This window comes from Budvicia diplopodorum (genome assembly GCF_009800925.1).
GTDB classification, from domain to species: Bacteria; Pseudomonadota; Gammaproteobacteria; order Enterobacterales; family Enterobacteriaceae; genus Budvicia; species Budvicia diplopodorum.
This window is the reverse complement of sequence record NZ_WOYF01000010.1, coordinates 1-19,593: the sequence shown is the minus strand read 5'-3', so window position 1 is coordinate 19,593 and position 19,593 is coordinate 1. Positions and strand designations below refer to the sequence as shown.

11 protein-coding genes and 1 pseudogene are annotated in these 19,593 nt (G+C 46.8%); 4 read left to right on the top strand and 8 right to left on the bottom strand.

Features of this window, described 5'->3' with window-relative positions; translation table 11 throughout:
• Positions 1 to 8: 8 nt before the first annotated feature.
• The 3 genes from gorA to GVI43_RS10395 form a co-directional block, all read right to left on the bottom strand.
• Positions 9 to 1,361 carry a glutathione-disulfide reductase gene (gene gorA, locus GVI43_RS10405; protein ID WP_159566799.1) on the bottom strand — a complete coding sequence of 451 codons (1,353 nt, stop codon included), beginning with the start codon at positions 1,359 to 1,361 and terminating at the stop codon, positions 9 to 11.
• Between the two features lie 124 nt (positions 1,362 to 1,485).
• Complete coding sequence (locus tag GVI43_RS10400) at positions 1,486 to 2,256, bottom strand: hypothetical protein (protein ID WP_159566798.1); 771 nt, start codon at positions 2,254 to 2,256, stop codon at positions 1,486 to 1,488.
• 39 nt (positions 2,257 to 2,295) lie between these two features.
• The gene (locus tag GVI43_RS10395) at positions 2,296 to 3,138 is read right to left on the bottom strand and encodes a 23S rRNA (adenine(2030)-N(6))-methyltransferase RlmJ (RefSeq protein ID WP_159566797.1); all 843 of its coding nucleotides are present in this window, start codon (positions 3,136 to 3,138) and stop codon (positions 2,296 to 2,298) included.
• 351 nt (positions 3,139 to 3,489) lie between these two features.
• Here GVI43_RS10395 and prlC point away from each other — a divergent pair, with 351 nt between their 5' ends.
• Both prlC and rsmJ read left to right on the top strand, forming a co-directional pair.
• Positions 3,490 to 5,532, top strand: coding sequence for an oligopeptidase A (prlC, locus tag GVI43_RS10390; protein ID WP_159566796.1), 2,043 nt, complete (start codon positions 3,490 to 3,492; stop codon positions 5,530 to 5,532).
• Positions 5,532 to 6,287, top strand: a complete 756-nt coding sequence (gene rsmJ, locus GVI43_RS10385; RefSeq protein WP_159566868.1) for a 16S rRNA (guanine(1516)-N(2))-methyltransferase RsmJ — start codon at positions 5,532 to 5,534, stop codon at positions 6,285 to 6,287. The genes prlC and rsmJ overlap by 1 nt, the downstream gene beginning before the upstream one ends.
• A gap of 66 nt (positions 6,288 to 6,353) precedes the next feature.
• On the opposite strand, the gene gdhA is transcribed toward rsmJ, so the two are convergent.
• The 3 genes from gdhA to pitA all read right to left on the bottom strand — a co-directional run bounded on the left by gdhA (position 6,354) and on the right by pitA (position 10,509).
• Complete coding sequence (gdhA, locus tag GVI43_RS10380) at positions 6,354 to 7,697, bottom strand: NADP-specific glutamate dehydrogenase (protein WP_159566795.1); 1,344 nt, start codon at positions 7,695 to 7,697, stop codon at positions 6,354 to 6,356.
• A gap of 480 nt (positions 7,698 to 8,177) precedes the next feature.
• Positions 8,178 to 8,609 carry a universal stress protein UspA gene (uspA, locus tag GVI43_RS10375; RefSeq protein WP_159566794.1) on the bottom strand — a complete coding sequence of 144 codons (432 nt, stop codon included), beginning with the start codon at positions 8,607 to 8,609 and terminating at the stop codon, positions 8,178 to 8,180.
• Between the two features lie 409 nt (positions 8,610 to 9,018).
• Positions 9,019 to 10,509, bottom strand: a complete 1,491-nt coding sequence (pitA, locus tag GVI43_RS10370) for an inorganic phosphate transporter PitA (RefSeq protein ID WP_159566793.1) — start codon at positions 10,507 to 10,509, stop codon at positions 9,019 to 9,021.
• 273 nt (positions 10,510 to 10,782) lie between these two features.
• Between pitA and GVI43_RS10365 the strand changes: the two genes are divergently transcribed.
• On the top strand, positions 10,783 to 11,982 hold the full coding sequence (locus tag GVI43_RS10365; RefSeq protein ID WP_246201784.1) for a BaiN/RdsA family NAD(P)/FAD-dependent oxidoreductase: 1,200 nt from the start codon (positions 10,783 to 10,785) through the stop codon (positions 11,980 to 11,982).
• Between the two features lie 249 nt (positions 11,983 to 12,231).
• Here GVI43_RS10365 and GVI43_RS10360 read toward each other — a convergent pair whose 3' ends face one another.
• Together GVI43_RS10360 and GVI43_RS10355 are read right to left on the bottom strand one after the other, a co-directional pair.
• Positions 12,232 to 13,188, bottom strand: coding sequence for a LysR family transcriptional regulator (locus tag GVI43_RS10360; RefSeq protein WP_159566791.1), 957 nt, complete (start codon positions 13,186 to 13,188; stop codon positions 12,232 to 12,234).
• Positions 13,189 to 13,493: 305 nt separating this feature from the next.
• A pseudogene (locus GVI43_RS10355) lies at positions 13,494 to 13,720 on the bottom strand (beta-barrel assembly-enhancing protease); the annotation flags it as partial.
• 1,749 nt (positions 13,721 to 15,469) lie between these two features.
• Between GVI43_RS10355 and GVI43_RS10350 the strand changes: the two are divergent.
• The coding region (locus tag GVI43_RS10350) for a beta strand repeat-containing protein (protein WP_159566790.1) at positions 15,470 to 19,593 on the top strand (4,124 nt) is incomplete at its 3' end.

Below are 19,593 nucleotides of genomic sequence, written 5' to 3'. Positions count from 1 at the left end.
GCACTGGTTTAGCGCATGGTAACAAACTCTTCTGCTGCCGTCGGGTGAATCGCAATCGTGTTGTCAAAGTCTTGTTTAGTTGCACCCATTTTAACCGCCACGGCAAATCCCTGTAGGATCTCATCCATCCCAAAGCCGATGCCGTGAATACCGACGATCTTCTCATCTTTACCTGCACATACCAGTTTCATCCGGCACGGCTGGCGATGAGCGGTTACCGCCGTGTACATCGCGGTAAACGATGACTTGTAAACTTTAACCTCTTCGTCACCGTACTGTTCGCGAGCCTGAGCTTCAGTTAGGCCGATAGTACCGATTGGCGGGTGGCTGAACACCACGGTTGGGATATTGCTGTAATCGAGGTGCTCGTTTGGCTTATTGTTAAATAAACGCTCAGACAGGCGACGGCCTGCGGCAACGGCAACCGGCGTCAGCTCTACGGCACCGGTATTATCGCCAACGGCATACACGCCGGATACGTTGGTGTTCTGGAACTTATCTACTGATATATAACCGCGCTCATCGGTTTTAATTCCGGCGGCTTCCAGATGAATGCCATCCGTTGCCGGTTCACGGCCGATGGCCCAAATCAGGCAATCAACCTCGTGTTCTGCGCCATCTTCTAACGTTAGGGTTAGGCTACCGTTTGCATTTTTAGTAATAGATTTAGGAATTGCGTGGGTATGCAACGCAGGGCCTTCCGCCGTCATGACTTCAACTAGTGCCTCGACGATCGTTGGATCAAACGTACGCAGTGGTGCATGCTTACGCACAAACAGGTGAGTTTCTGCGCCTAACCCGTTGAGTACACCGGCGATTTCCACCGCAATATAGCCAGCGCCGACTACCGCAACCCGCTTAGGCATGGCATCTAATTTAAAGAAACCGTCGGAGTTAATGCCGTATTCTGCACCCGGAATTGTTGGGATCGAAGGGCGACCGCCGGTAGCGATTAAAATATGGTCAGCGGTGATTTTCTCGCCGTTAACTTCAACGGTGTGGGCATCAACAAAGCGGGCAAAACCGGTGATAACGTCAACTTTGTTGTTGCCTAGTACGCGATCGTAAGACTGGTGAATGCGATCGATATAAGCGCTACGGCTGGCGATCAGCTTTTTCCAATCGAAGTTATTTACCGTCGTGTCGAAACCGTAATCCGGGCCATACAGGTGAATAGCTTCGGCAATTTGCGCGGCGTGCCACATGATTTTTTTAGGAACGCATCCAACGTTAACGCAGGTTCCGCCAAGGTGTTTAGCCTCGATGATAGCGCATTTTTTGCCGTAAGATGCTGCACGATTTATTGAGGCAATACCGCCGCTGCCGCCGCCGATAGCAAGATAATCATAATGTTTAGTCATGGTGTTTTTACTTCTCTCTATAGCTTCGAGGGGATAATAAAAGGTTCTCATAACGCGCTGCAAAATGAAAGAACCCACTATTGTACTGTCAATCTTTATCCATTTTCAGATCTCAATGCCCGCTCTATATTTCAGCGTTAACCGTGAGGCAAGGATCGTTACCGCTGTTTAGCCATTGGTCAGGGACGGGCACTGATAACGATTCAGAAAGCTTTTGTAGCTTATGGCTGAGCCATTGATTGGCATCACGAACTATTGCTAGCTCATGTTCTTCATTTTCTGATGAAATTGCCGGTAGCTGTTCCAGCTCTTTGGTTTCAACGGATTTACCATTATGGAATCGTTCATAAGACCATTTTCCGTTGGTCAGCCGTTTGTAAACGGTGCCTTCCAGCAGCTCTTTGCCCCGATAACGTATAGGGATTGGCTTGCCCGCCAGATTATCAAACTTCCAGCCGACGTATTCACCCGGCTTTTTAGCATCAGGATAGGTCCAGAAGCTAACGCCCTGATTAATTTGTACGTTGAGTTCACTGGCTACGTCATGGCTATCGATATAGCGCACCTGAACGCTTGGCTGATTGCTTTCGTTAAAGCGGGTCACGCTGATTTTTTCTTTACCCGACTTCACAATCAGCGAACACTGTTTGGCATCAGCCCACTGGGTTAATAGCGCGCCGTCGCCCTCAGGAATTTCAGGCTTGTTCTCAAGGTGCCCGGTTGCGCTATTTTTGGCCGGAGGATAAGAAAATCCGCGAGCTTCCGAGGGTTTCTCTCCGTAGAATACCCATTGAGCAACCGGAGAGGGGAAAACGGCTTGCCAGATCAACCAGCCACCCAGAACTATAATGGCTACCGCAGAAAGGCTAACGCCAACGACCATATCTTTTTTCATAAAATTTTCAAATCCTACAGCTTATCGTGATCGAATCGTTTACTCAGGCGTAATCCAGTTAACTTTAGTATGGCCGTGCCCGCTTGGTACCAGTACTTTATGTAGCCATGGCAGCACGTTGGTCATTTGTTGCTCTAATTTCCACGGCGGATTAATGACTATCATGCCGGATGCCGTCATTCCCCGGCGATCGCTGTCAGGCTGCACGGCAAGTTCAATTTGTAGAATACGACGGATACCAGTTTCTTCCAGCTCCCGCACCATACGTTTAATTTGCTGGCGCATAACCACCGGGTACCAGAGAGCGTAAGTTCCGGTAGAAAAGCGTTTATAGCCTTCCTTAATACCTTCAACCACCGCCTGATAGTCTGTTTTCATCTCATAGGGCGGATCCATCAGTATAAAACCCCGACGGGTGGTTGGCGGAAGCTGGGATTTCAACTGCTGATAGCCGTCGGCTTTCAGTACTCTGGCGCGCTCGTCTTTTTGGAACTCGCTGCGTAGCATAGGGTAGTCGCTAGAGTGAAGCTCTGTCAGATGTATTTGATCGTATTCTCTTAGCAACTGGCGGGCGATTAGCGGCGAACCCGGATAGTACTTTAGATGTTCATTGCGATTAAAATAGTTGATGACCTGCATGTAGGCTTCTAGCTCGGCGGGAATGTCATCCCTCCGCCAAATACGGGCGATGCCTTCCAGATATTCACCGGTTTTTTCTGAGTGTTCACTGCCTAAATAATAGCGACCGGCGCCAGCGTGGGTATCGAGATAAAGAAACGGTTTTTCTTTTTCTTTTAATGATTCAATAATCAGGCTTTGTACGGTGTGTTTTACTACATCGGCGTGGTTACCCGCGTGAAAACTGTGGCGATAACTTAACATGGCGTGTTTAGGCTTTCCGTTGTTATTCAGACAATAAGTAAAATCAGTCTGTTATTGATAAATTGTGTCCTTATGGCCCAGTCTGTTGATTACCATTAATAATAATCAAGCTATGACAGGGTTCCTCATAAAGCGAGGTGAGCACATAATGACAAACAGTATAAACTGTCTGATTAATAAAAAGTGAAAATCATTGCCTGCCGCAGTTTAGCAAAAAGAAAACCATTATAGCCTAACTGATATGACCGCTAAAAACGGTGCTGTCTATTGGAGAGATTCGTACTCCGAGCATTGATTTCTATCATCATAGCCCTCATGTTAGACATATTGCCAAATTTAAGGATCGTTTATATGACTAACCCATTGTTAACATTCCAAGGTTTACCGCCGTTTTCTGCTATTCGTCCTGAGGATATTGTACCTGCAGTGACCGCTGCATTAGCCGACTGCCGCGCGGTGGTTGAAAAGGTTGTGGCTCAGCCGGGGCCGTTTACATGGGATAACCTGTGTCAACCATTGGCTGAGGTTGACGATCGCTTATCGCGAATTTGGTCTCCGGTTAGTCATTTAAACTCGGTTAAAAATAGCGCTGAACTGCGTGAAGCCTATGAGCAATCGCTGCCGCTGTTGTCTGAGTTTGGTACGTGGGTTGGTCAGCATGAAGGTTTGTATAACGCTTATCGTAATTTAAAGCAGGGTGATGCGTTTAAACGGTTAACAAAACCCCAGCAAAAGGCGGTGGAGAACTCGCTGCGCGACTTCGAACTGTCGGGCATTGGTTTAGATGCGGAAAAACAAAAGCGCTATGGTGAAATCGTTGCGCGCTTATCTGAGCTGGGTTCTACCTATAGTAATAACGTGCTTGATGCCACCATGGGCTGGAGCAAGTTAATTACCGATGTGAATGAGCTGGTCGGGCTGCCGGAAAGCGCATTAGCGGCGGCTCAGGAAATGGCTCAGGCAAAAGAGCAGCAGGGCTGGCTACTGACGTTAGATATGCCAAGCTATCTACCGGTAATCACCTACGCTGACAACCGCGATCTTCGTTATGAAATGTATCAGGCGTTTACCACCCGGGCTTCCGATCAGGGGCCGAATGCGGGTAAATGGGACAACAGCGAGATCATGGCTGAAACGCTGGCTCTGCGCTATGAGCTGGCCCGTTTGCTTGGTTTTGACAGCTATGCGGATAAATCTCTGGCGACTAAAATGGCCGAGAATCCACAGCAGGTACTCGATTTCCTTAATGGCTTAGCTAAAGGCGCTCACGGACAAGGTGCCGAAGAGCTGGCTGAATTACGCGCGTTCGCCGAGCAGCATTATGGCGTCAGCGAGCTTGATGCTTGGGATGTTACCTATTACAGCGAAAAACAGAAGCAGCATCTTTACTCCATTAGCGACGAGCAGCTTCGCCCTTACTTTCCTGAACAGCGGGTAATTGAAGGGCTATTTGAAGTGGTTAAACGGGTATTTGGTATTACCGCTAAAGAGCGCAGTGGCGTTGATAGCTGGCATCCTGAAGTTCGCTTCTTTGATCTGTTTGATGAGAGCGGTGAGCTGCGCGGTAGCTTCTATCTTGACCTGTATGCCCGTGAGCATAAACGCGGCGGCGCGTGGATGGACGACTGTATTGGCAGCCTGCGCTACGCTGATGGCCATGTACAAAAGCCTGTTGCTTACCTGACCTGTAACTTTAATCGCCCGATTGGCGACAAGCCTGCGTTGTTTACTCATGATGAAGTGACCACGTTGTTCCATGAGTTTGGCCACGGTATTCATCATATGCTGACCAAGATTGATACCGCCGGCGTATCGGGTATTAACGGTGTGCCTTGGGATGCCGTTGAGCTACCGAGTCAGTTTATGGAGAACTGGTGTTGGCAGCCTGAAGCGCTGGCCTTCATTTCCGGCCACTATCAGACCGGTGAACCTTTGCCACAAGAGATGTTAGATAAGCTACTGGCGGCTAAAAACTATCAGGCTGCGCTGTTTATCCTACGCCAGTTAGAGTTCGGCCTGTTCGATTTTCGGTTGCACTATGAGTATAACCCGGCTCAGGGCGCACAAATTTTGCCAACTCTGGCCGAAGTGAAGAAGCTGGTCGCCGTGATGAATTCCCCAAGCTGGGGCCGCTTCCCGCACGCATTTAGCCATATTTTTGCCGGTGGTTACGCGGCGGGCTATTACAGCTATCTGTGGGCAGAAGTGTTATCCGCCGATGCGTTTTCGCGTTTTGAAGAAGAAGGGATCTTTAACAAGGTTACTGGCCGCTCATTCCTTGATTGTATCCTGTCTCGGGGCGGTTCTGATGAACCAATGAATCTGTTCAAAAACTTCCGTGGTCGGGCACCTGAACTGGATGCCATGCTGCGTCATTACGGAATTAGAGGGTAATCTACGCCGTGTCGATTCGTTTAATGTGTGACGCAGGCGCTGATGGTGACACCTTATCAATTTTGGCCAATCGTTGGGGGTTAGTTTCCGATGAGCAGGCCATCATGGCGCTGGTGCTAACGGCTGAACGCCTTGAGTTGCGCAAGCTAGATGAGCCGAAGCTGGGGGCAATTTATGTTGATTTTGCCTCTGGTGCAATGGCTCACCGGCGTAAGTTTGGCGGCGGTCGGGGTGAAGCCGTTGCTAAAGCGATCGGTATTAAACGCGGTTATTTACCCGACGTGGTGGACGCTACAGCCGGTCTGGGGCGCGATGCTTTTGTACTGGCGGCCGTGGGTTGTAAAGTCAGAATGTTGGAGCGCAATCCTGTGGTTGCCGCTTTGCTGGATGACGGGCTACGCCGGGGATATGACGATGCTGAAATCGGAGGCTGGCTGAAAGAGCGCCTGACGCTGTTACATGCTTCTAGCCTGACGGCACTGTCTTCTGTGCAACCTGCGCCCGACGTGGTTTATCTTGATCCTATGTTTCCTCACCGGCAAAAGAGCGCACTGGTGAAAAAGGAGATGCGGGTGTTTCAGTCATTGGTTGGTGAAGACTTAGATGCTGACGGTTTGCTAGAGCCTGCCTGCGGGTTGGCGAAGAAACGGGTAGTAGTAAAACGGCCTGATTATGCGCCCTATCTGGCGGATCGTAAGCCTCAGGCTTCGGTGGAGACTAAGAGCCATCGGTTCGATTTGTATATAACGATTTGAGTTTTATGGCTGCCAGCTTGGCGGTTATTGAAACGGTAGCGCAAAGCACTACCGTTTTTTTTGGGCTTAAAGTATGCCTTGACCGATCATGGCGTCGGCTACTTTAACGAAGCCAGCAATATTAGCGCCGCTAACGTAGTCGGTTTGCTTAGCTTGGCCGCCGTAGTTAACGCAGGCCGCATGGATATCATGCATGATGTGCTGCAAGCGTAGGTCAACTTTTTCGGCTCTCCAGCTCACCCGGCCTGCGTTTTGTGCCATTTCCAGCCCAGAGGTCGCAACGCCGCCCGCGTTGGCGGCTTTACCCGGAGCAAAAAGCACGCCTGCGGCCATCAGTGCTTCCGTTGCCTCAATGGTGGTTGGCATATTGGCACCTTCAGCAACCGCTTTAACGCCGTTGCGGATCAGTACCTGGGCATCGGTCAGCTCTAGTTCATTTTGTGTTGCGCAAGGCAGGGCGATATCAACGGGGATACCCCAAGGACGTTGACCTTCAAGGTAGGTTAGCCCGCGCTCATTGGCGTAATCTTTAATTCTACCGTATTGGCCGTTTTTAATTTCGATCAGGTGGGCGAGTTTATCGGTAGTAAAGCCTGATTCATCCACCACTGTGCCGCCGGAGTCAGAGGCAGTGACCACTTTTGCGCCGAGTTCCATCGCTTTTTCAATGGTGTACTGCGCGACGTTTCCCGAACCGGATACTGCAACCCGCATCCCGGCAAAACCTGAACCATGGCGTTTTAACATCGCTTCGGTAAAGTAGACTAACCCGTAGCCAGTGGCTTCTGGTCTGATCAAGCTGCCGCCAAACGAGATACCTTTACCGGTAAATACGCAGGCCGTATTGTTCGATAGCTTCTTCATCATACCGGCCATATAGCCGACTTCACGGCCACCAACGCCGATATCACCCGCCGGTACGTCTGTATCCGGGCCAAGGTGGCGATAAAGTTCAGTCATCAGCGCTTGGCAGAAGCGCATGATTTCTGCGTTGCTTTTACCTTTAGGGTCGAAATCAGAGCCTCCTTTGCCACCACCCATCGGTAATGTCGTTAGGGCGTTCTTCAACGTTTGCTCAAAGCCTAAAAATTTAAGTATCGACAGGTTTACCGACGGATGAAAGCGCATACCGCCTTTGTATGGTCCAATAGCTGAGTTGAACTGCACTCGCCAGGCACGATTGACCTGAACTTCACCTTTATCATTAACCCAGCAAACCCGGAACTGAATAGCGCGCTCAGGCTCAACTAGACGCTCAAGCAGGGATTGTTCGGTATAGCGCGGGTTATCTTTTAAAAATGGCCACAGAGAGGTAAATACTTCACGGACTGCCTGCAAAAACTCAGGTTGCGTGCCGTCACGTTTTTGGAGCATGAGTAGGAAATCATCTACAGTTGCATAATGATTCATGTCTGTCCTTCTTATGTTTTTATTTTATCCACGAAAAAACGCTATTCAACAGAGAGAATATAAGCGGGATTCATGATATGTAATGTATGTGCTTTCTGACTATACCATTAAAATATAGGTGTAATGCAAGCCGTTTTTTCAAACTAATTTAATAAGTAATCATTGAGTTAATTGATTATAAAAATGAATAATTACTTATAAAATGTAACTAATAAGTCTAATTATGGCAGGTGAATAATAATGTAATCATCTGACAGGTATGGCTATGCCAATCTTATCGCGACGATTATTCCGGTTCATCCGGTTGTTTACCTAGTTAAGGAGCCTTGCGGGCAGTATTTCTAACTTTCGTGGTTTCAGGGAATGAATATTAACTGTAAGCGGCAGGCTGGGGATGAATATTAGCGTCAGAGCGAAGTTTGCAGGATAATATTTTATAAAAACGCCCACGGAAGCGGGCGTTTTACATTAATAAATGAACTATTCGTTATCACGTAATGGAACAATCAGCATATCAATGTGCACCGTATTGATTAGCTGGCGGGCTGAAGACATTAGCTTACTCCAGAAATCCTGATGGTGTCCGCAAAGGACTAAATCTATATCGTATTTCTTGATTGCGTCTACCAGTACCTGACCGAGATCTCCGCTGCCGCTGAGGGTTTCACCGATTGGGTAACCTGCGTTCTGTGCCAGTTCGGTTAACGCGTGGTGGGTTTCTTCAGAAATGCGTTTCTGCATGTCACCCATATTGACGTCAATCAGGCCGGTATACAGATCGGAGTAATTGACATCGACATGAATCAGAGAAACCTTCGCGTTGTACGGCTTAGCCATAGAAACGGCTTTTTCTACCAGCACGCTGCTTTCGGGAGATAGGTCAACTGCTATCAGAATATGTTTATATGCCATAAGAGCACTCCTTCCGTAATATTTCATAACGTTAGCTAAATAATAGCACCAGTGGCCGTTATTAAAATGGTATGTCGATCACATGGCGTACGCTTTTATTGGTGAATAGTATTGATTCTGATTCTTAAGAAGAATGAATCTATTAAGAGTACCCCAGTAACGATAGTCTATAGACCTTGATTTTTGTAGAACAAAGTTAAACGGCTATGAGTTATTGTGATCGGACCTTGGGTTACTGTAATGCCACCTGCTCAAAATCACCGTACGCCACAACACTAGCTCCAAGCTGGCCGCTATTTGTTTTGGTTCAGTTCTATCATTGGGCTGTAAAACAACGGACTGTGGATTGAATTGCAATAAAAAGCCCCGCCGTGTTTGCACACGGCGGGGCTTTAGCTAACCAAGGTGGTTAAATCAGTTTTAACGCAATCCAGTAGAGGCTACCGGATAAAATAATTGCGATAGGTAAGGTGAGTACCCAAGCCAGTAAAATGTTTTTAATGGTTTTACTCTGCACGCCACCGCCATCAACCAGCATGGTACCAGCAACGGCTGAGGACAGAACCTGTGTGGTTGATACCGGCATACCGGTATAGCTGGCAACGCCGATAGATACCGCCGCAGTCAACTGAGCCGAAACGCCCTGTGCGTAAGTCATGCCTTTCTTACCAATCTTCTCACCGATGGTGACCGCAACGCGTCTCCAGCCAACCATAGTGCCTAATGCCAGAGCAAGAGCGACAGCGATGATGATCCAGATAGGTGCATATTCAACGGTGATTAACAGGTCTTGGCGCAGGTTTTTGATATAGCGTTTATCTTCAGACGTTGTTCCCGGTAGCTTGGCCACTTTAGCTGCTGTATCTGCTACACACAGCAGTAAGCGGCGAAGTTGGTTACGCTGCTCCGGAGCCAATTGCTGATAGCTATCAAGGCCGGTAAGTAACTGTTGGGAGTGGCCGATAGCGGTAGCTGCCCGTGAGTTATCACAGTGGTATTTAGTTTCGCTACTCATTGCTGGAAGCGCTTCGGTACTGCTAGGACCAACAAGGTGAGGGATTGCATCACGATGAGCTTCATAATATTGCTCAAGATGACCGAGTGCGTCGCGAGTACGGGATATATCGTAACCGCTGGCGCTCATATCAACGACGAAACCCGCTGGTGCTACGCCGATCAATACCAACATGAGGAGGCCGATACCTTTCTGTCCGTCATTGGCTCCGTGAGAGAAACTTACACCAATCGCGGAAAGGATAAGCATAATTCGCGTCCAGAACGGCGGTTTACGTTTACCGTCTTTCTTTTCACGCTCTGCCGGCGTTAAGTGGATGCGCTCACGTTTTTTATTACCGCTCCAGAAACGACGCAGAATAAAGATCATAATACCCGCAATGATTAAGCCTACCAACGGTGAGAGCACCAGTGACAGGAATATTTGAATCATTTTAGGAATATTTAGCGCGTCAACAACTGACGAGTCAGTCACAATCGCATTGGTTAAACCAACGCCAATAATGGCACCGATTAACGTATGCGAGCTAGAGGCCGGGATACCAAAGTACCAGGTACCTAAGTTCCAGATAATGGCTGCCAGTAAAATAGAGAACATCATGGCGAGGCCATGAGTAGAACTGATGTTTAGTAATAAATCGGTAGGCAGTAAGTGCACAATGGCATAAGCCACACTCAGTCCACCAAGCAAAACCCCAAGGAAGTTGAACACGCCAGCCATAACAACGGCCAGCTGTTCGCGCATAGCGCGTGTATAAATTACCGTGGCAACAGCGTTAGCCGTATCATGAAAGCCATTAATAGCTTCATAAAACAGTACGAACAATAACGCGAGACCCAGCATTAGGGCAGTATGAATTTCTAGTCCAGCAAATATATTTAGCATAAACCTTACTGTCAGTAATGGAGGTGACGGGCGCATTATCAGCACAATTGGTGATTCGGAAAAGGAAAAATTAACCTTTTTTTTAATATTGCGGCCATTATCGCAATATTAATCACCCGTAAGATCATGTTTTATATATGATAAAATCGCTGATTTGCCCTGTTTCAGGGGGGTGATAAATATCGTTCTGCTGGCAGTAAAAACCGATGAGGAATACAATACGCGGCGAAAACAGAGCCAGTTATGGTTGATCAGTACGGGAAGAGGCTTTTTGTGTCAGAACAAGTAGATGTGGTCATTATTGGAGCAGGCGCTGCCGGGCTATTTTGTGCAGCTCAGGCAGGACAAGGGGGCCGCAGCGTAGTAGTTCTTGATAACGGTAAAAAACCGGGGCGGAAAATTCTGATGTCGGGCGGAGGGCGCTGTAACTTCACCAATATGTACGCTGAACCTGCCGCTTTTGTTTCTCATAACCCTCATTTTTGTAAATCTGCTCTTGCCCGTTATACCCAGTGGGATTTCATTGAGTTAGTCAGCCGTCATGGTATTGCATACCACGAGAAAACGCTCGGCCAGCTGTTTTGTGATAATTCTGCGGAAGATATTGTTAACCTGTTGCTGAAAGAGTGCGATGACGGGAACGTTTCTTTGCGTATGCGTAGCGAAATTCTTTCCGTTGAGCGCAATGAGGGCGGTTTTTTGGTAAAACTGGCCGGGGCTGAAATTCAGGCTTCATCATTGGTGATTGCCAGCGGCGGGCTGTCGATGCCGGGGCTGGGGGCGACGCCTTTTGGCTATAAGATAGCAGAGCAATTTGGTATCAATGTGCTACCAACCCGCGCTGGGCTGGTCCCCTTTACGCTACATAAACCACTGCTTGAGGTTTTACAGGCGCTGTCAGGTATTGCCACGCCCGTTACGGTGACGGCAGAAAACGGCGTTAGCTTTAAAGAAAGCATTCTATTTACTCACAGAGGCCTTTCCGGACCAGCCGTACTGCAGCTTTCAAGCTATTGGCAGGCGGGTGAATTCATCGAAATTAATTTATTTCCTGAGCTGAATATAAACGATTTTTTAAACGCTGAACGGGAATCTCATCCGAACCAGAGCCTGAAAAACACGCTGGCGAAACATCTCCCTAAGCGTTTGGTTGAGTGTTTGCAGTCGTTAGATAAAGTTCCGGAACTGACGCTAAAACAGCTCTCTTCACCACAACAGCAGCAGCTGATTGACGCATTGCAGCAGTGGCGTATCCAGCCGAATGGTACTGAGGGCTATCGTACTGCAGAAGTGACGTTAGGTGGCGTTGATACCAAAGCACTATCGTCCAAGAGTATGGAATCATCACAGGTTCCGGGGCTCTATTTTATCGGTGAAGTGGTTGACGTTACCGGCTGGCTGGGAGGATATAATTTCCAGTGGGCGTGGAGTTCGGCATGGGCCTGTGCACAGGCTCTGGTCAACCAACCGTAAACCCCCAGTCATGCCAGAATATTACCTCTGTGAGCTTGACTATATTGAACAAGTAACTGATATAACGCGCTATTTCAACCCGCTCCACATTATCCACTGCGTTTTCAGCTTAGCCCATCGTCGATGTTCCTGCGCGTTATCAAGCCGCAGCCATTGGCGGTGGTTATAGTAAAAGAGAGGCATTAGGTTGATGAAGTAGCAAAAAGCCACCGTCGTATGAGGTGGCTTTGTGGCATGGGTGTCGATAAGTTACTTAAAAAAATGATTTTTCAGTTCTTGTACTAGCGTTGAAAAGAACTGGCTGTTCAACGAGCTCTTATTGTAAACCATATATATCGGTAGGCGAGGCAGAATAAAATCTGTTTCCAACGGACGAATTTGATAACCCTTTTTGGATCTTTCATAGGCTGCCTGTGGAATAATTCCCAGCGCGTCTGAAGATTCAACAATGGCGATAACGGAAATTACCGAGGCTGCAATAAAACGCACCTTTTTTTTGCCATTAATTAATTCATCGAAACGACGCTGCCCGGCTACCGCTGGAGCACTGTCGCTGTTTATCAGTGCATATTGCTCTTTTATTGCATCGGATTTTGTCAGCTTGTCAGTAAGGCGTGGATGATTTTTGGAGCAGACAACCACAAAGTTCTCTTCGTAGAGTTGGTGTGTCTCTCGGGCGGAGCTGCTGTGGGGGTTCATATCGACAACAATATCCGCTTTACGATAGGTGAGCACATTATCAACGGACGTGACGGAATAATCATGAGTAGTATGGATAACTTTACAACCAGGCGAAATGGTATCAACAATCTTAATCAGTGGCCCGAGAATAATGCTGGCGAGATAGGTCGAGCAGTTCAGTACCACCCTGTTATTCTCTGAGCGGCCATTCAGTTCTTGGTATCTCGCCAGTAAATTATCATAGGCGTCGCCCAAGGTGTTGTGGATATTGGTAGCAATCGTTGTCGCCATTAACGTTTGTCCTTGGCGGATAAATAAGGGATCGGAAAAGTGCTCCCTTAGCCGTGTTAATGCCTGACTGACCGCTGACGGTGTGATTTCCAGTAACTTAGCTGCCTTGGTGACGCTCCTCTGGATGTAGACTGCCTCAAACATAGTGAGCAGGTTAAGATCAAATCTTTTTATCGTATGAATACGCTCAGTTAAGTGATTCTGATTTTGATTCTGGCTCTGGCTCTGTTTCATAGTAAATTGCTGACCTCTGAAGATATGTTGTGATTCCTACTTATTTCTTTTGAAGCGTATCCTTTTCTTCATGTTTATTTTTTCTAGTACGTTTTGAATGTGTTCTATACGTCTCTATAAATCTTTATACGTCTCTGTATATCTCTTAATATCTCTAGCTGGTTGATTCGGGCGTCATCTATTGATAATGCTATGTGGGTCAGCCCCTTATGTGCAGCACGTTGGTTTTGCCGTGGTCGAGTATTGCTTTCTATACATGACCATCATTTGCACTTGCGCCAGTAAAAGTCCTGTGGCGAGGTCTACGGGTGCGGCTGGAGCTGGTTTGCACAATTACGAATACCTGACAGTCGGCTATCGGGTAATGGATGGGTTAGCAGCATGTCAGCACTACGCGACTGGTCGGCAAGTTTTGCAGGAAACTAGGTATCGCCTGCGGGTCAAATTCAGAACGATTCAATACCTGAATGCCAATGTGGGCTGCCTCCTGCTTATTTTTCGGAATAAAGCCGATGGTTCCCTGTTCTTTCCCGCGGGCACAGTAATCGACTCGTTGCATTAAGTAAGCAATGCTTAAAATGCAATTAATTAAATCTTAATGACCGTTGCTGAAAACCAGTATTATTTTCTTAATAGTCATAGATACCATATGCCATGTTATATTTATCTCCAGCGATTTCACCTAGCAAATTTCGGCTTATTCAAAGCAAGTTGCTCTGTATCAATAGTTCTTATATCAAAAATAAGTTGTTTCCAATAGATGAAATTAATGTGTGCCTTTCTTCTTTTTAATTCTTCTGATGATCGCATGATTTATTTACCCATTCGTTTATTATTGAGAATCGATAAGTAATAAACAAATGCATTTTATACAAAAAAGCGATCTCTCCCTTTGTGTTTTCCTTACTTTAACAAATAATTTAATGGCTGGTACTAATATTTAAAATAAAAAAGTAAAATCGATCTTTACATCTGATATCAGGAAGTTAACCATATATTCTTCGTTTATAATAGAAAAGGTGCTTGAAAAATAATTAATTAAACCGGGATAAGTATTGCTAATAACCACTTTCATTTTTCTAACAAACATGAATTTTTTCATTTATGTTATTATTGTTAGTTTTAAAATTTTCTTTGTTTCTTATTTTTATTATTGGTGGTGTATGAGTCATTTATAAATCGATTCACTCTGGATGTGAAATCGAGAAGAAAAGCTAACGAATACTTATCATGTATAAAGAAAGGTTCTTCCTCTATGTGCGGGCCCTTGCTTGAGCCGACAACGCAAGGGCCGGTACCATATTCTAAATAGAAGGTAATAATCGATTTACCAATTTGATATCAGTAAGTTAGAGAGGGTAGTGCGAGGAATTACCTACGGACTGTCTGGTGCAAGAAAACGAGTTTTGGGCATAGCCTACCGGCGGCTTTGTTGGGGGTACCGCGGCGATGATATCTATTGTGGTAAATACAGTTGAATATCGCGCTGAACTTTAAACCGTTTGCGGGTATGAAACTGCATCACTCGATTAAAGGCGGTTGAACGGAACCAGCACCTACTCTTTAACGTGGACGATGGCCATAAAGGCGACGGCATCAACGGTCTAAACGTGAAAGTTAAAGTGAGATTCTGATAGAAGTCGTACCGTGAGGTAAAAATGGACGAAAAGAAAATTCCTATATTATTCCTCTTGAGGCTCTGTGAAGGGGTTTATTCTATTTTTTAATTATGTGGTTAGATATTAAGAATTACACAATGGCTACCGGTAATTCTCAATATTATCCGTTATCTTCATTTGAGAGTTGAACTATTGCTTAAGGGGAAACTATTAGGCTAATTTAAGTATTGCTAATAATCACTTTAACTTTTCTGAAATTGTAATTCATTCAAATCTGATAAATTAATATAAGTGGTTTTAAATAGTCCTATTTTTATGAGGAACCGTTGAAATCACCAGTATTTTGATGCTAATTCTTTATTTTGTTTCGATGGTATAGCGGTTGCTTGATGGTGATTAATTCAGGAAAAGTAAGTAATGCTAATAACCATTTTCATTTTTCTAACGCCCACGATTTTTATCGATTATGTTACAGTTTCTAGCCGTGAACTTCTCTCTAGATACATCGCCCTATTTAAAACAATAAATCCCATGTCAGTAATATCTATTATTGCGTATGACTAATGGCTTTATTTTTGTTTTTATTATTAGGGGCTGCGTGTCATTTATAAATCGATTTGCTGTGGATGTGGAATCGATAAAAAAAACCAAAGGATGCTCTTATGAAAAAGAAAGCCCTCTCTCTTTGTATTGCCCTTACCTTAACGAATAACGTCATGGCTGATACTAATATAGAGAATAAAAAAGAACAACCGGCTTGCCCGACTAATATCAGTACGTTAACCAAAGAACAACGTGAGGAATTACCTGCGACCTGTCTAGCGGAGGAAGACGAACTTTGGACATGGCTTGCTGGCGGGCTTGTCGCTGGTGTCGCTGCGATTACCGCCATTGTAATAAATAATGACGACGGAGGCAGCCTCCAAGCAATTAGTGGCGGTAGCCACGGTGGTGGTGATGGCGGTAACGGTAATAACAGCAATAACGGTGGTAATAGTGGTAACGGCGGTGGCGATAACGCGCCATTATCACCGGCTATTTTCAGCAATGGCGTCACGTTTGATCCAAACGCTCGCACCGTGACATTCAACAATACCACCTACCAGTATGTTCAGGATGGCAATAAATATACGCTTACCGCACCGGATGGAACGGTTCTGTATACCGATCGCGCTCAACTGTCCGTTGACATCCGCAAGAACTTATTGATTAAAGGTCAGGATGCTAACGGTTTGTACTGGTCCTACGATGCCGCAGGGAAATTCATTCGGGCTACTGTTAACACTCGGGTGATTGAAGGTGATGGTAGCAATAATACTATCGATACCGGCACCAGTGCTTCAGGGAAAAATATTGCGGGTACTATTGTGGATGGTGATAACACCAGCACAGTAATTAACGGGGGAGCCAACGCTACGGATGGCGGTACCGCGATTAAAGTAGACGGCAATAGCGCAGTGGTTGATAACACCGGCGGTATGAATATCAGCGGCGGGGGTTCAAGCGGTACCAATATTACCGGGGACAACGGCAAAGTGATTAATGGTGGTGCTATAGACATTACCAATGGCGGCACGGGTACTCAAATTGATGGCAATAGTGCTCAGGTCAATAATACCGGTGACAGCAATATTTCCGGTAACGGTTCAACCGGTACGGACATTAACGGTAATGGTGCCATTATCAATAATACCGGCAATACCACCGTCACTGGCGGTGGTACCGGTACTAAAATTGACGGTAATAACGCTAAGGTTGATAACAAAGGTGATACGGCCGCAACGGGAGCTGGTACTGCTGGCCTGGTCGTTAAGGGTGACGATGCGCGGGTTGATAGCTTTGGGGACATCTCTGTCTCAGATGGCGCAATAGGTACTGAAATTAGCGGTAATAACGCCACGGTTAATATTACGGGTAGCGATGGAACCCCGGCAAAAGTAGATGTTAACGGTGGTGGTAAAGGCGTGGTGATCACCGGGGATAATGCCAATCTGGTTATTGACAATGTGTTGTCTACCGTTGACGGGAAGGATTCTGCGCTGGTGGATATCAGCGGCGCTGATGCCGGTGCGCGAGTCAGACTGAACGGTGATATTTACGTTAAGAATAGTGCGAAGGGTCTTGATATTAAAGGCTCTAATGCAAGAGTCGATACCGTTGCACAGCTTTTTGTCGAAGATCTGAACTCTCTGGGCATTAATATCTCAGGCGCTAGCGCCACCTTTACCAATACGGGTGATATTCATGTCAGCAACAACGCCATCGGTACCATTATCACAAGTGATAATGCAGTCGTGACGCTGGATGGTAGTGTCAACGTGAAGGCCGTTAAGGGCGCTCAAAGCGTGCTGCAAAACGGCGATGGTGTTGTGGTCAACGGTAGTCACAATCGTGTCGCAATTGTCGGTTCCGTCGTTGTGGGTCATGAGGCGTTGGGCTCGCCGGTAACGGCTAAAGCTGATGGTATGAGCGGTGTGTTAGTCAATGGTAACGATAATAATGTGGTCGTTGATGGTTCCATTGCTCTCTCTCTGTCAGGATCGGTAATTACGTCCAGCAAGGCATATCATGATGAAAATGCCGCATGGAGCGGGGTTAACGTTACGGGTTCCGGAAATAATGTGGCTTTGAACGGCGGGGTCAATGTTTCCTATGTGGACCTTACTTCGAACATTGCTAACGATGCTGGGCAAATTATGGCCCGAGGTATCGCCGTTTCTGGAAATAATCGCGTTGAAGTACACGGCGAGTCGTCATTAACGTCTACCGCGTATTATGCTGAATTGAGTGAATTTGCGCAGGTTACCGGTGGCGGGCAGCTGTACCTAGCTCAGGACTCATTGCTGAATCTTAATTTTACTATAGCAGGTGCGAATAGCGGACAGAATTTAGGCATTATTGATACGCGTGGTGCGAATACCGTGGCAGAAAATGCCGGTTCTATAAGGTATCTCGGCGGAAGAATGAATATTCTCTCTGGCGCTTCCGGAGCGAGTATTACCAATAGTGGTTCAGTTTCGGTGCTAAATAACCAAGATAATATGGGCGGCCGCGGGGGCGTCATGCTTGCCGATGCCAGATATAATACTGGTTCTACAGCCGTGAATAGTGGGGCCATCAATATTGTTTCGACGGTTCCCGGCAGAGATACAGATTATTTCAATTACTTTTTACCGACGCCATATTCCACCGCCTATTACGGTGAGCTTGCTATCAATAAAGCGCTTGCTACAAATATCGGCACGATAACCATGGCCGGAGCGGGGCTATACGGTATGGGCTCCGGTACTGGCGGTACCACAATCAATAGTAGTGATATCTCAGTAAATGGTTTTATTGCCACCACGGACAATAGTGGGGTGATTAACGGACAAACGGCCTATAGCGTAAGTGACACAACGGCTTATCTGCGCGGGGGCGGCATGGTTGCTGGCACTACCCACTCATCCTTCTTAAGTTACGCGCTAGGTTCAACGGCAACAAATGCCCCTGACGGCACAATTACCGTCAAAAATTCCGGTTTTGGTATGCTGGCGATGGGCGGCGGAACCGTAACCAATAAGGGCACTATCACGGTGGGGGCAGATCAAGGTACCGTCAGCGACGGTACTAAGGCTCAGCTTATTGGCATGGGAGCCATAAAGGGCGGGCTCGCCATTAACGATACCTCGGGTAAAATTTATATCAACACGGACGTGGGTAAGGCGTTTTATAACGACGGTACTGGCCTGATTATCAACCGTGGCGAAATCTTGGTGGGTGAAGGCGTTGATGAATCGGTTGATAACAGTGGAAATCCCGCAGTCGTTTCGGATAAAGCCATTATGGCAGTTATTCCGGCCGGAAGTGGCGAAACGCAGGCTCTCACATCAGCAACGGGTTTTCTCTCTCTTCGTGATACGGCAAACTATGGCAACCTGACGTTAAATGGCGATTTCACTGCTTTATCCTGGTTGTTTAATGATACAGAAGCCATGCTGAATATGAATGGTACTCTGGTGCTGAAGAGAAAGGGGCTGGAAAATAAAGGTGACATAACGGCAACCGCCATCTCCACGCAAGCTGATGTAAACGTATATAACCGTGCCGGTGCCAGCCTGACGGTAAACGATAAACTGTATATTACTGGCGACAGTACGCTGTTCAACGAAGGGACTTTTACCGGTACCGTCAATGAAAATAGCTATCTGGCTGAAGTGGTGAATACTGGCTCCATGAGGGTTGCTCGGGATGGTGCTGCCGCCATTGAATCCAGTGCGGTTGTTTATAATCAGGCGGGTGGTTCAATTACTAACACGGGTAATGCGGTTGAAGGCGGAGCTAATACCCTGATTAACAGTACCCGTACCGGTCCCATTAATTTCTTTGCTAATTCCGGCACCCTGAGTGCAAAAAATGGCTACAGCGCTGTCAAAACAGTTGATGTTTCTGCCACTGATGCTAGTAAGCCGGTTTGGTTGTATAACAATGCTACCGGTGTGATTGAAGGAATTAATCCAACTGCACCATTGATTAACCTCACGCGTGGTTATCACTTCTACAACGACGGTACCATCACCGTGCAGGGCAACAACGCCGTGGCTATCAGCGGCGGTATTACGGGTTATGCAGCGAATCTGGTTAACAGTGGCACCATTAACGTCGGTACTGAGGTAGGTAAAACCAACGGCACCAATGGCACCAATCTTGTAGGTATCAAAGGCAATGGCGTCAATACGACGATTAATAACGCGGCTGACGGGGTCATCAATATTTATGCTGACAGCTCTTACGCGTTTGGTGGTAC

What these genes read in the sequence shown, in the direction of transcription:
- GVI43_RS10400 (WP_159566798.1), bottom strand. Translation starts at nt 2,256, where the DNA reads ATGAAAAAAGATATGGTCGTTGGCGTTAGCCTTTCTGCGGTAGCCATT.
- pitA (WP_159566793.1), bottom strand. Translation starts at nt 10,509, where the DNA reads ATGCTAAATATATTTGCTGGACTAGAAATTCATACTGCCCTAATGCTG.
- gorA (WP_159566799.1), bottom strand. Translation starts at nt 1,361, where the DNA reads ATGACTAAACATTATGATTATCTTGCTATCGGCGGCGGCAGCGGCGGT.
- GVI43_RS10360 (WP_159566791.1), bottom strand. Translation starts at nt 13,188, where the DNA reads ATGAAACAGAGCCAGAGCCAGAATCAAAATCAGAATCACTTAACTGAG.
- uspA (WP_159566794.1), bottom strand. Translation starts at nt 8,609, where the DNA reads ATGGCATATAAACATATTCTGATAGCAGTTGACCTATCTCCCGAAAGC.
- GVI43_RS10395 (WP_159566797.1), bottom strand. Translation starts at nt 3,138, where the DNA reads ATGTTAAGTTATCGCCACAGTTTTCACGCGGGTAACCACGCCGATGTA.
- gdhA (WP_159566795.1), bottom strand. Translation starts at nt 7,697, where the DNA reads ATGAATCATTATGCAACTGTAGATGATTTCCTACTCATGCTCCAAAAA.
- prlC (WP_159566796.1), top strand. Translation starts at nt 3,490, where the DNA reads ATGACTAACCCATTGTTAACATTCCAAGGTTTACCGCCGTTTTCTGCT.